Here is a 13,553-nt window from a genome sequence, read left to right on the forward strand (position 1 = left end):
GATGAAACAAAAAATTGAATCCATACAAGCATACATTAATGCATACAATGCGTTTGATATCTCAGGAATGTTGAAAGACTTACATGTGGATATTGTATTTGAAAATTATGCATCAGAAACATTGACGCATACAACACACGGTATTCAAGAATTTGAAATGCAAGCTAAAAAAGCTGTGGCATTATTTACATCTAGAACACAACAAATTACAGACATTATAAAAAATGAAAATGAAATCATTGTTAACATTAAATATCATGGCATACTGGCATTAGATGTATCTATAGATTTAAAAAAAGGAGAAGAAATAATACTAGAAGGCAAAAGTATCTTTCTTTTTCAAGATCAAAAAATAAGTAAAATAGTAGACATTAGTTAATCATGAACGTATACATCATAGGATTAGGACTCATCGGCGGAAGCATTGCGTTGGATATTCAAGAAAAATATCCAGAAGCTGTTTTATATGGAATTGACGCAAATGAAGTACACATTTCAGAAGCGCTGGAAAGAAAGTTAATTCATGAAAAAGCGACTATTGCTGATGTGAAAGATGCTGAAATTGTCATCATCGCAATTCCTGTGCATGTATCAATCAATGTAATTACAAACGTATTAGATCATGTAAATGATAAGGCATTGGTAATTGATGCAGGTTCAACGAAAGAAAAAATTTGCAAAAGTATTGCAGCACATCCAAAGCGAAGAAATTTTTTAGCGTCGCATCCAATTGCAGGAACTGAATTTTCAGGTCCAAAAGCAGCTATAAAAGGATTGTTCAATGGAAAAACGAATATCATTTGTGAAGTAGAAAAAACGGCATTCACATTACAGGAAAAAGCATTGGAGCTATTTAAAAACTTAGGAATGCGTATTCGATATATGGACCCAAAATCGCACGACAAACACATTGCATATGTGTCACATTTATCACATATCAGTTCGTTTATGTTGGGAAAAACGGTTATTGAAAAAGAAAAAAACGAACGTGATATCTTTGACTTAGCTGGTAGTGGATTTGCATCAACAGTACGTTTGGCAAAAAGTTCACCAAGTATGTGGGCGCCAATATTTGAGCAAAATAAAACAAATGTTATCGAAACATTGCAAGAGTATATTGCTAATTTAGAGGAGTTTAAAGAATTGATGATGCAAGATGACTTTGAAGGAATTTACAAAGAGATGGAAAACACAAACCATATAAAAAAGATATTAAACGGAATCATATAATAATAAATAATAATAATAAGGGAATAGTGTGTTCTCACCGAATACACAAAATAAAAACAGTAAAAAAACCATGGAAAACAAAAAAGAACTCAGAAACTGGTTGAATACTTTCGGATTAGAACATCCATTAGTAATCGCAGGACCATGTAGTGCAGAAACAGAAGATCAAGTACTCAAAATAGCACACGAACTCAAAAATACTGATGCAACGGTATTGCGTGCAGGAATATGGAAGCCACGAACGCGCCCAGGAAACTTTGAAGGTGTTGGCGCACTCGGATTGAAATGGTTGCAAAAAGCCAAAGAAGAAACAGGATTGCTTACAGCAACCGAAGTTGCAAATGCGACACACGTACGTTTAGCATTAGAACATGATATTGATATTTTGTGGATTGGCGCACGCTCAACTGTAAGTCCATTTATTGTACAAGAAATAGCAGATGCGTTAAATGGAACAGACAAAATTGTTTTAATAAAAAACCCTGTAAATCCAGATTTACCTTTATGGTTAGGCGCAGTTGAACGATTGTATTCAGCAAATATTAAAAAATTGGGAGTAATCCACAGAGGATTTTCAACCTATGAAAAAACGCGTTACAGAAACAATCCAGAATGGCAAATTCCGATTGAATTACAAAACCGTTTTCCAGATTTACCATTAATCCTTGATCCATCACATATTGCAGGGCGAAGAGATATTATTTTTGATATTTGTCAAACTGGGCTAGATTTAAATTTTGATGGTTTAATGGTAGAAACACATACTGATCCAGACAATGCTTGGAGTGATGCAAAACAGCAAATTACACCAGACAGACTTGTGGAGATTATGGAAGATCTAAAAATTAGAAAAGCCACAGATACAGAAGCAGAATACAGAAATTCCCTGAATACATTACGTACGCAAATTGATGTGGTCGATCATCAATTAATTGAAATGTTAGGAAAGCGTATGAAAGTTGCTGATAAAATTGGAGCATTAAAGAAAGAAAAAAATGTTGCTATTTTACAAACCAGACGTTGGAATGAAATCTTAGGAAAAATGATTCTAGAAGGTGAGCAAAATAAATTGAGCGAAGAATTTGTATTACGAATCTTCAAAGCAATTCACCAAGAATCCATTAATCACCAAGAAAAAATAATAAATAACTAAAATTATAAGCAAAGAAAAGCGAGCAGTTAGCTCGCTTTTTTTATACAACAATAACTGCCAAAAACTATGCGCAACCGCAATCTGTATTTGGAATTACGGATGCTGGAGAACATTTTAAAATGTCCATCGAGTTTGGATTTTGTTCGCTTCCGCCAGAATTATCTTCAGGATTTAATCCTCCTTTTATTGAAAGATTAGAAATTGATTTCTTGTGTAATGTTAAATTTTTCAACTTTTGTTTTTTCATAATTAATAGTATTTAAAAGTTATAGTTAAAATGGTTTATGAATACTTTCACAGTCAAACCCGCATGTCTCGTATATTATCGATTCCTGTCCACAAGTAGGAACTTCCGTAGGACAAGAATTTACACCATCTGACCAACAACCTATAAAATTTGAGTTGGGCACAGTAATACTCGGTCCAGTAAAAGTTGGATTTGTATCGATGCCTTCTCCGCCTCCAGTAAGGTTAGAAATTGATGCTTTGTTTAATGTTAAACTCTTTAAATTTCGTTTTTTCATAATATAAATTTTAATTATTTAATGTTAAAAAAAGTATATAGTAAGACTAACAATCTCCGTCTACTGAAGGACCATGCGGAACGCATCCCAAGGCAAGTGTATTAAGAGTTTCTTCAGAAGCACATTCAGTTCTTTTTTCACCCCAAGTTGGACATTGAATACAAGCACTTGGCCAAGAACCTCCTTTAAGTAATGTAGGATTGAAATTTGAAATCAATTTCTTGTTAAGATTTAAACTCCTTAAATTTCGTTTCTTCATAATATTCTAATTTTTAAATTAATAATGAATCAAAAGAAGGAAAAAGTTTCTGTCAAAAAGAGAAACACTATTGATGGTTTATAAACGCTCAATGAACACCATTGATAGTTTATGAAAACGCAATAAAAAAAGAGCGAATATTGTATATCGCTCTTTTTTTAATATGAAAAATGATGATGTCTATTCAGAATCAGGATCAATTTCTAAAGTTCCAGAAAACTGAAGTGAAAATGTTCGCCCATCGTCCGTAACACCAGAACCAATAATTGCATAAGTAGATTCCATTCTATTAATAACAACTGTTATATCTTGAGTTACTCTATAATAACCTTCTTGTGTGCTGAAATCATAAAAGAAATTACCAAGTGAAGGAGCAAAGTTATAGTCAATGAATAGGTCACAATAATAAATATCAAATAAATCACTTGCAGGGAAAGGCGCACTTGCATATTCACCATTACTTAGAAAATCATTTGTTTGATTAATGAATGAAAAACTAAAGATAGTTCCGTTTCCTCTAAAATATTCGGTAGTTCCAATATCTGTATTTTCTGTTAAGAATGTAATATCAAAAAAATAATCCTGCGTAGAAGGTCGAAGTTCTGTGTAGGAAACTGCTTTTGCGATTGGATATTCTACTCCATCAAAAATTAATTTGTTCGAAGTTTCGCTTGGAGTTATACTATCATTATCATCACTTTCGCAAGATGGAAAAATCAAGATGATTGCTAAAAAGTACATGATTAATCTTAAACTTTTTTTCATAAGTACCGTGTTTTAATGTTTAGCTTCAAAACTACTCAACTAAGAAGTTGTGTGTAAATAATCATATTGAGGATTTATAAAAACGCAACAAAAAGCTGGTTTTCCAGATGGAAATACTTTTACTATTAGTGTTACTGATATTGAAGAAGTTCAAAAAGATTAATGAGTAAGCAGACTTAGAGTTTACTGCCAAAAAGAACCAAATGATTACATTATATATGCATCCAGAAAATCAAAAGATAAACTAGTCAGAATTCAAATTCAAAACTAATTCAAAATCAAAAGGATAAAAAGATTTGCATGTATGTAGAAACCTTTTGTTTTTCTAAGAATAATCTTGATCTTTGCAGCAATGATAGGAATTGTTTATAAATCTACGGGAAGTTGGTATTTGGTGAAAACCGAAGAAGGAAAAGCGTATGAATGTAGGATAAAAGGGAAGTTCAGACTTAAAGGTATCAAAAGTACCAATCCTATTGCGGTTGGTGATAAAGTAAACTTTACATTAGAAACCAAAAACAACACTGAAACTGGAATCATTGATAAAATTTTTGAACGTAAAAACTACATCATTCGAAAATCTGTCAATCTTTCCAAGCAAACACATATTATTGCAGCTAATATTGATCAAGTATTCCTATTAATAACGGTTGACAATCCTCCAACGTTTCCAAGTTTCATAGATCGTTTCTTAGTCACTGCGGAAGCATATTCCATTCCGTGTGTATTAGTATTCAATAAAATTGATACTTATACAGAAATCGAACGTAGGGCAGAAGTGATGTATCTAAGAGATGTTTATGAAAATATTGGATACGAATGCATAGAGATTTCTGCTAAGGAAAATAAAAACATCGAAGCCATAAAAGATAGAATGAAAGGAACGGTAAGTATGTTTGCAGGACATTCAGGCGTTGGAAAATCTACGTTAGTAAATGCAATTGCTCCTGAATTGAATCTGAAAACCAAAGAAATTTCCGATCAACACAAACAAGGACAACATACTACGACGTTTGCCGAAATGTTCGATTTAGAATTTGGTGCAAAAATAATTGATACACCAGGAATCAAAGGTTTTGGAATTGTAGACATGGAGAAAGATGAAATAGACAATTACTTCCCTGAGTTTTTTGCTTTAAAAAGTGAATGTAAATTTAATAACTGTATCCACATTGAAGAACCAAAATGTGCTGTAAAAGATGCCGTTGATGAAGGCGAAATTGCTTGGTCGCGCTACAAAAGTTACTTGCAAATTATAGAAGGCGATGAAAATAATTATCGTGTAGACGAATTTAAAGAGCAATAATAATGAGAGCAGTAATTCAAAGAGTTTCTGAAGCAAGCGTTACAATTGATCAAAAAAAAGTAGCTGATATTGGTCATGGAGTACTCATTCTTCTAGGTATAGAATATGAAGATACACAAGAAGATATCAATTGGCTTTCTGCAAAAATTGCAAAACTCAGAATCTTTAATGATGAAAATGGAGTTATGAATACTTCGTTAATTGATACCAAAGGAGAAGCCATTGTAGTAAGTCAATTTACACTACACGCAAGTACAAAAAAAGGAAATCGTCCAGGATACATCAAAGCTGCAAAACCTGATATTTCAATTCCTTTATACGAAGCATTTGTAACACAATTGGAAAAAGACATACAAATAAAAGTACAAACGGGAGTCTTTGGAGCTGACATGAAAGTACGTTTATTAAACGACGGACCTGTCACAATTATCATTGATACGAAAAATAAAGAATAATAACGCTCATTAATTTTTTTTAACACTTGTTAATTTATTGTAGGTAAATTAATATCTTTTATTATATTCGTGTAGCCATTCCCCACTTTTACCGAAAAAACATAATACTGTATGCGCATAAAACTATTATACGTCTTCTTTTTAGTGTTCACGATTAACCTCGTACAATCACAAGAAAACCTCACAACTTATCTGACACTTTCGCCAGAACTTACAAAAAATGCTAATGCTGTTGTACGACATCATGAAATGAATATTGATGTAAAAGCAATTGACGATGTTGAAATGTCTAAAAAACGGATTGTAACCGTTTTAAACGAAAATGGCTTGAGTAAAATTAGAGCTGCCGTTTGGTATGATGACGACATTAAAGTCAAGAAAGCTGAAGTAAAAATATATGATAAGTTTGGGAAGCAAATCAAAAGAATTCGTGAAAAAGACTTCAAAGATGTAAGTGCTGTGCAAGGCGCAACGCTCTACTCAGATTCTCGCATAAAATATGCCGATTACACACCTATATCATATCCATTTACTGCGGTATTTACAAGTACAGTACAAACAAAAAACACAGCGCACTTTCCTAGTTTTGCTCCTGTAGAATATTATCTTGGAGTAGAAAAAAGTACGTACACTTTAAAGTATCCAGAATCATTTGCACTACACAAAAAAGAACTCAACTTAGAAGAATTTGGTGTTGTAACGAATGATGTTCCAGGGAAATTAACATATACAATTGAAAATATTCCAGGAATAAAATCTGAATCATTAAGTCCTTCTGAAACTGAAATAAAACCGAGAGCTTTTATAGTGCTCAATAAATTTAGTTATGACGGAATCAAAGCTGAAATTAACAATTGGAATGATTTCGGTGTTTGGATGTATAAAAACTTAATAGCAGGTCGAGCAAAAGTTGATGAAGGAACCAAAGCAAAAATTCAAAGCTTAATTGCTGACGTAACTTCTGATGTAGAAAAAGCAAAAATCATTTATGAATTCATGCAAAACAAAACGCGTTACATCAGTGTGCAAGTAGGAATTGGTGGTTTTCAGCCAATTACAGCAGCTGAAGTAGACAGAGTTAGTTATGGCGATTGTAAAGGATTATCAAACTATATGATGGCGTTGTTAAAAATTGCAGGCGTAGAATCATATTATACACATGTGCAAGCAGGAGATGAAATCGTAGGTTTTTATGATGATTTTGCTTCGTTAGCACAAGGAAATCATGTCATCTTAAACATTCCAAATGATGGAGATGATATTTGGTTAGAATGTACAAGTCAAAAAGCACCTTTTGGTTTTATTGGAGATTTTACAGACAACAGAAATGTATTGGTAATTACACCTGAAGGTGGAAAAATAAAACGTACCAAAAAATACGAAACTGAAGAAAATTTTCAAAAAACTATAGGTTCGTATACGCTAGATAATGACGGGAAAATCAATGTAGAAGTAACGGTTACAACTGAAGGAACTCAATATGCAAATCGATATCATGTAGCAGACCGATCAGAACTAGAAAAAGACAAATACTATAAAGGATATTGGCGAAATATCAATAACGTTTCCATTGATGAAATTAATCATGAAAATGATAAAGAGAACATTGTATTTACTGAAAAAGTAAAGTTCAATGCTGATGCATATGGTTTAAAAACTGGCGACAGAATCTTATTTGCGCCAAATGCTTTAAACAAATACCGTAATGTTCCTGATCGTTACAGAAAACGAAAATTTCCGCTTAAAATTGAAAGAGGTTTTTATGATGCAGATTCATATGAAATAAAACTACCAAGCGATTATAAAATAGAAGCAATTCCAGAAGATATTGTATTGGAAGACAAATTTGGAAGCTACTCTTATAGCATCACACAAAAAGATGATGAAACATTGGTATACGAAAGATCGATTAAAATAAAAGACGGACAATATCCAAAAGAAGAATATAAAAACTATCGAAAATTTATCAAAAAAATAGTAAAGTTTGATAATTCAAAAATAGTGCTTGTCAAAAAATAAAAAACGATTCATAATCCTAGTACAAAATCATATGAAATCATACATCTTAATTGCATTCACATTCCTTTCAATAGGTGTACATGCTCAAAATTTTAAATTCGGAAAAGTATCCAAAGAAGAAATTGCAGAAAAACAGCATCCATTGGAAGCAGATGCTAATGCTGCAATCTTATACAATAACAGAAAAACATTCTTTGATTTCAATAGAGATGATGGATGGCGTGTAATTACTGAAATAACACGACGCATAAAAATCTATAACAAAGATGGTGTCAATTGGGCAACACATAACGTTCATTTATATCAAGGAAATCGTGGAGATGATCAAATATCAGGAATTAAAGGATACACATACAATCTTATCGATGGAAAAATAGAGAAAACAAAACTAAAAGGTGACGGAATATTTGATACTGAAATCAATAAGTACTGGAATAAAAAAACGATGACATTTCCGAATATAAAAGATGGAAGTGTTATTGAATTTAAATATAGATTAGTAGATGCTGGTTGGACAATTCATGATGTAGAAATTCAATATGGAATTCCTGTAAATAAGACAGAAAACACTTTGAAAATTCCAAAATATTTCTACTACAAAAGAAATTCCAGAGGATATTTTCCTGCAAAATTTAATGAAAGTAAGAAAAATAAAAACATGAGTGTTCCATACAGGGCAAGAGCTGGTAATGGAATTGTTAGAACGCAGGCAAAAATGTTTACTGTAACATTCTATGAAAATGTATATGAAATCAATGCAGAAAATGTGCCTGCAGTAAAAGCAGAATCATACATCCATAACATAAAAAACTATGCAACAGCTATTGGTTTTGAATTGGCAAGTTTTGAAGCGTTTAACGGAGAAATAAAAAACTACAATACATCTTGGGGAAAAATAGTAGAACGTATCTACAAACTTCCAAGTTTTGGAAATGAACTTAGTAAAACACGTTATTTTAAAGATGATGTAGACGGATTACTTCAAAATGCGAAAAGCGAAGCAGAAAAAGTAGCCATCATATTTAATCACGTGAAAACGAAAGTAAAATGGAATGGTATATATGGTTTCACAACTGAAAAAGGTGTGAAAAAAGCATACAAAGAAGGAGCTGGAAATGTTGCAGATATCAATCTAATGCTGACAGCAATGTTACGATATGCAGGTGTAAATTCAAATCCTGTATTAGTAAGTACGCGTAGAAATGGAATTCCATTATTTCCAACATCAAAAGGATTCAATTATGTAATAAGCGCTGTAGAAATCAACAATGGACTTGTATTATTTGATGCAACAGAACCATATGCAGCACCAAATGTATTGCCTTCAAGAGCCATTAATTGGATTGGTAGAATTGTGCGTGAAGATGGATCTTCAGCAGAAGTAGATTTAGTACCTCAAAAACATTCAGTAAAACTAAGTATGTACAATTTCAAAATTGGAGCAGATGGAGTTGTAGAAGGAAAAGAACGATCTAGCTTTAGCAAAAACAAAGCATTAGCTTTCAGAAAGGAATATAGTAAAACAAATAAAGAGCAATATGTTGAAAAACTTGAGAACGACATAGAAGGTATTGAAATAGAAGAATACACGGTTAAAAACGAAAAAAATCTTGGGAAACCAGTTACGGAATCTTACAGTTTTACATTAGAAGATGGTGTGGAAATTATAGGAGACAAACTCTACTTTTCTCCATTACTATTCTTAGCAACTTCTGAAAACCCACTTAAAGCAGAAACACGTGAGTATCCTATAGATTTCAATCACTTATGGAATAATACGAATCGAATTACAATTGAAATTCCTGAAGGATACGAAATAGAATCAATTCCAGCACCTTTAGCAATGGGAATTGAAGATAACTTAGGAGAATTCAAATACATGATATCTCAAGATGGAAATCGAATCAATCTAAGTACTTCCATAAAAATGAACACACTAATTATTCCTTCTCCTTACTATGGAAACATTAAAGAATTCTATAAAATGGTAGTTGAAAAGGAAAAAGAAAAAATAGTATTGAAGAAAATATAAATTCCTTTACCACAAAAACAACCTCGATGAAACAAAGTATTTTATGCATATTGACATTAATATGTATCACATTCAGTCATGCTCAAGAATTTAAATTTGGTAAAATATCCAAAGCAGAATTAGAAGAAAAACAACATCCATTAGAAGCTGATGCGAACGCAGCAATGCTGTATAATAAAATGCATACAGAAATAAAATACATACAACGACAAGGATTCTTAGTTGAAACAACGGTTTACCGACGTATAAAAATCTATACTAAAGACGGATTTGATTGGGCAAATCATGAAGTGCGTATGTATAGACAAAACAGTACACGAGAAAAAATCAATGGACTCAAAGGGTATACATACAATCTTGTAGATGGAAAAATAAAAAAAACAAAACTTCGTAGTGACGGAATATTCAAAGAACATGTATCTGATAATATTGATGTAGAAAAAATAACGATGCCTAACATAAAAGAAGGATGCGTTATAGAATATGAATACAAATTCGTATCACCATTTTTAGGAAATATCAACGAATACAACTTTCAATATTCAATTCCACTAAACAAAATTGATGTTACTTTTGAAGCGCCGGTTTATCATACTTTCAAAAAACACTACAAAGGATATTATATGATAAAACCAGAAGAATCAGCGACTGGAAAACAAATAACATTGCGTTCTAAAACAAGAGCAGAAGGAGGTTTTAGTACTACAAAAACAGCTTTTTACGAAGATAAAATTGATGTTGAATACAATGTTACGAAATTCAAATTAAAAAATATTCCTGCATTAAAAGAAGAAAAATATGTGAGTAACATTAGCAATTATCGTAGTACGGTAAAATTTGAATTAACTCAGATAGCAATGCCAAATGAACCTGTAAAATACAATGCAAGATCGTGGGATGATATTGTAAGAACAATTTACAGAAGTGAAAACTTTGGAGAACAACTTGGTAAAAGTTCATACTTCAAAGATGATATTGATGCATTAATAGCTGATGAATCAAGCATGATGAAAAGAGCCGCTAAAATCTATAATTATGTTCAGAATAAAGTAAAATGGAATGGTAACTATGGTAAATATTCAGATGTAGGCGTTAAAAAGGCATACAAAGAAAAAACAGGAAATGTAGCAGATATGAATCTCATGTTAACAGCAATGTTACGCTATGCTGGCGTGGAAGCAAATCCTGTATTACTTAGTACAAGAAGACACGGAATTCATATGTTTCCAACACTAAATGGTTTCAACTATGTAATCACGGCAATCGAAATAGATAATGCAGTAATTCTTTTAGATGCAACCAATTACTACGGAGAACCAAACATATTACCAATGCGCGCGCTCAACTGGATTGGAAGGCTCATTCGTAAAGATGGAAGCTGGACAAGAATAAGTCTAATGCCGAAAAAAAGTGCTTTGGAAACGACTACAATGAACATAGCACTTGACGACACAGGAAACATAAAAGGAAAGCAACGAACGCAATTTACATCGCACAATGCACTTTCATTCAGAAATGGATATGCAAGGTCAGACGAAGATAATTACTTAGAGCGATTAGAAAACTCAATTAGTGATATTGAAATAGAAGAATACAACGTAAAAAATGTGCCCAACATTGGAAAGCCAATATTAGAGTCGTATGCGTTTTTAAAAGAAGCACAAGCAGAAATCATTGGAGACAAGCTTTACTTTTCACCATTATTCTATCTTGCAACAACAGAAAATCCGTTCAAAGCAGAAGAAAGAATTTATCCTGTTGATTTTGGATATCCGTGGAAACGAAAAATAATGATGAATATAAGTATACCAGAAGGGTATGAAATAGAATCATTACCAGAAGTAGCTACGGTTCGATTGCCAGATAATTTAGGTTCATACGCATTCAAAATTACCAAAACTCCAACCGGAATAAGTGTGGTAATGCTAAAAGAAATCAATTCAGCAGTAATTCCATCTGATAAATACGGGGCACTACGAGAACTCTACAGAATACTTGTTGAAAAAGAACAAGAAAAAGTAGTATTGAAGAAAATCTAAAAGCAGTAAAAAGTGAAAATGTTTCTGCGAAAAGGCATGAAATAATTCATTGAAAAACTATATTTTTACAAGTGACTTTATAAACATGTTTATAAAGTCACTTTTTTATTAAAACAAAACACAGTCTTATGGGCATCAAAGAAGCACAACTTCAGGTAGATACATGGATTAAAGAACATGGTGTTCGGTATTTTAACGAACTCACAAACATGGCGCAACTTACAGAAGAAGTTGGTGAAGTAGCACGAATCATTGCACGTCGTTATGGAGAACAAAGCGAAAAAGAAAGTGATAAAGACAAAGACTTAGGCGAAGAATTAGCAGATGTAGTTTTTGTAGTCTTATGTTTGGCAAATCAAACAGGAATCAACTTGCAAGAAGCATTTGATAAAAAAATGGACAAAAAAACGAAACGTGATCATGATCGTCATCACAACAACGAAAAATTAAAATAAATTACATTAAGAATAAAATAAGATGAACATAAAGCTTCAAAAATCATCACTTCATAAGCAATCCAACATTGCGATCACAGGTTCCAAAAGTGAATCAAATCGGTTATTACTACTACAAGCTTTATATCCTACGATTTCAATTGCAAACATTTCAAATTCAGATGATGCTACACTAATGCAAAAAGCATTAAAATCTTCTGACTCTATCAAAGATATATACCATGCAGGAACTGCAATGCGTTTCCTAACAGCATACTATGCAACACAAAATGGTCAGGAAATTACATTAACAGGTTCTTCGCGAATGCAAGAACGACCAATAAAAATATTGGTAGATGCTTTGCGACAACTAGGCGCAGACATTCAATACACAAACAACGAAGGATATCCACCTTTACAAATCAAAGGACAAAAACTACAAGGAAATCAAGTGACGTTGGCAGCCAATGTAAGTAGTCAGTATATCTCTGCATTATTACTAATTGCGCCAACATTAGAAAATGGTTTAACGCTTACGCTAGATGGGAAAATCACGTCGGTTCCGTATATCAAAATGACACTTTCTTTACTCGATGAATTAGGTGTGAAAACGAGTTTTGAAGAAAACACGATCAAAGTTGCACGATTTGAGGCAAATCAAGAAGTGAAAAATTTCACGGTAGAATCTGATTGGAGTTCGGCTTCGTATTTCTATAGTTTAATCGCGCTAAGCGAAATCGGAACAACAATTGAATTATCATCCTATAAACAAAACAGTTTGCAAGGAGATTCATGTTTGGCAGAAATCTATCAAGAATTTGGTGTAGAAACAATCTTTTCTGAAAACACAATTACACTTACTAAAAAGGAAGAAGCAACTCAGAAAACCATCAAGCTCGACTTGAAAAATGCACCAGACATTGCGCAAACAATTGCGGTTACAGCTTTTGGATTGCAACTGTCTTGTGAAATGATCGGATTGCACACATTAAAAATCAAAGAAACGGATCGATTAGTTGCACTTAAAACTGAATTGGAAAAACTTGGCGCTTCTGTAGATATTACAGACGAATCTTTACACTTACACAAAGCAACTTCAATCAACGAAGATATCTCTATAGAAACCTACAAAGATCATCGTATGGCAATGGCTTTTGCGCCGTTAGCTTTGCGTGTTCCGTTAGCAATAGAAAAAGCCAATGTAGTTTCAAAATCGTTTCCAGATTTTTGGAAAGATTTGGAAAAGATTGGGATTCTATTAAAAGAAAACTAAAAAAACTCCCTAAATACTTGACAACGCCTATCTTGAGATTGTATATTTGCGGTTCTTAAAAAAA

Annotated in this window: 14 protein-coding genes; 10 read left to right on the forward strand and 4 right to left on the reverse strand. The window is 32.6% G+C overall.

Annotated features, from left to right (window positions below; translation table 11 throughout):
* Position 1: 1 nt before the first annotated feature.
* From ACUUYC_RS11855 to ACUUYC_RS11865, 3 genes are all read left to right on the forward strand, one after another.
* Positions 2-379, forward strand: coding sequence for a nuclear transport factor 2 family protein (locus tag ACUUYC_RS11855; protein ID WP_474266059.1), 378 nt, complete (start codon positions 2-4; stop codon positions 377-379).
* A gap of 2 nt (positions 380-381) precedes the next feature.
* A complete protein-coding gene (locus ACUUYC_RS11860; protein WP_474266060.1) occupies positions 382-1,230 on the forward strand; it encodes a prephenate dehydrogenase in 849 nt (282 codons plus the stop codon).
* 70 nt (positions 1,231-1,300) lie between these two features.
* Positions 1,301-2,383 carry a chorismate mutase gene (locus tag ACUUYC_RS11865; RefSeq protein WP_474266061.1) on the forward strand — a complete coding sequence of 361 codons (1,083 nt, stop codon included), beginning with the start codon at positions 1,301-1,303 and terminating at the stop codon, positions 2,381-2,383.
* A gap of 64 nt (positions 2,384-2,447) precedes the next feature.
* Here the strand turns inward: ACUUYC_RS11865 and ACUUYC_RS11870 are convergent, their stop codons facing one another.
* The 4 genes from ACUUYC_RS11870 to ACUUYC_RS11885 form a co-directional block, all read right to left on the reverse strand.
* A complete protein-coding gene (locus ACUUYC_RS11870; protein WP_474266062.1) occupies positions 2,448-2,630 on the reverse strand; it encodes a hypothetical protein in 183 nt (60 codons plus the stop codon).
* Between the two features lie 25 nt (positions 2,631-2,655).
* Positions 2,656-2,907, reverse strand: a complete 252-nt coding sequence (locus tag ACUUYC_RS11875) for a hypothetical protein (RefSeq protein ID WP_474266063.1) — start codon at positions 2,905-2,907, stop codon at positions 2,656-2,658.
* Positions 2,908-2,953: 46 nt separating this feature from the next.
* Positions 2,954-3,166, reverse strand: coding sequence for a hypothetical protein (locus ACUUYC_RS11880; RefSeq protein WP_474266064.1), 213 nt, complete (start codon positions 3,164-3,166; stop codon positions 2,954-2,956).
* Between the two features lie 180 nt (positions 3,167-3,346).
* Entirely contained in the window at positions 3,347-3,931 is a 585-nt protein-coding gene (locus ACUUYC_RS11885) for a hypothetical protein (protein ID WP_474266065.1), read from the reverse strand.
* Between the two features lie 352 nt (positions 3,932-4,283).
* Between ACUUYC_RS11885 and rsgA the strand changes: the two genes are divergently transcribed.
* The 7 genes from rsgA to ACUUYC_RS11920 all read left to right on the forward strand — a co-directional run bounded on the left by rsgA (position 4,284) and on the right by ACUUYC_RS11920 (position 13,489).
* Positions 4,284-5,237, forward strand: a complete 954-nt coding sequence (rsgA, locus tag ACUUYC_RS11890) for a ribosome small subunit-dependent GTPase A (protein ID WP_474266066.1) — start codon at positions 4,284-4,286, stop codon at positions 5,235-5,237.
* 2 nt (positions 5,238-5,239) lie between these two features.
* Entirely contained in the window at positions 5,240-5,692 is a 453-nt protein-coding gene (dtd, locus tag ACUUYC_RS11895) for a D-aminoacyl-tRNA deacylase (protein WP_474266067.1), read from the forward strand.
* A gap of 111 nt (positions 5,693-5,803) precedes the next feature.
* Positions 5,804-7,711, forward strand: coding sequence for a DUF3857 domain-containing protein (locus tag ACUUYC_RS11900; RefSeq protein ID WP_474266068.1), 1,908 nt, complete (start codon positions 5,804-5,806; stop codon positions 7,709-7,711).
* A gap of 31 nt (positions 7,712-7,742) precedes the next feature.
* A complete protein-coding gene (locus ACUUYC_RS11905; protein ID WP_474266070.1) occupies positions 7,743-9,743 on the forward strand; it encodes a transglutaminase family protein in 2,001 nt (666 codons plus the stop codon).
* Between the two features lie 26 nt (positions 9,744-9,769).
* Positions 9,770-11,782, forward strand: coding sequence for a transglutaminase domain-containing protein (locus tag ACUUYC_RS11910; RefSeq protein WP_474266071.1), 2,013 nt, complete (start codon positions 9,770-9,772; stop codon positions 11,780-11,782).
* A 128-nt stretch (positions 11,783-11,910) separates the two neighbouring features.
* A complete protein-coding gene (locus tag ACUUYC_RS11915; protein WP_474266072.1) occupies positions 11,911-12,237 on the forward strand; it encodes a nucleotide pyrophosphohydrolase in 327 nt (108 codons plus the stop codon).
* A gap of 22 nt (positions 12,238-12,259) precedes the next feature.
* Positions 12,260-13,489 (forward strand): 3-phosphoshikimate 1-carboxyvinyltransferase, encoded by a 1,230-nt coding sequence (locus ACUUYC_RS11920; RefSeq protein WP_474266073.1) that lies wholly within the window; start codon positions 12,260-12,262, stop codon positions 13,487-13,489.
* The last annotated feature ends 64 nt before the right edge of the window (positions 13,490-13,553 follow it).

Source organism: Kordia sp. E (assembly GCF_056033805.1).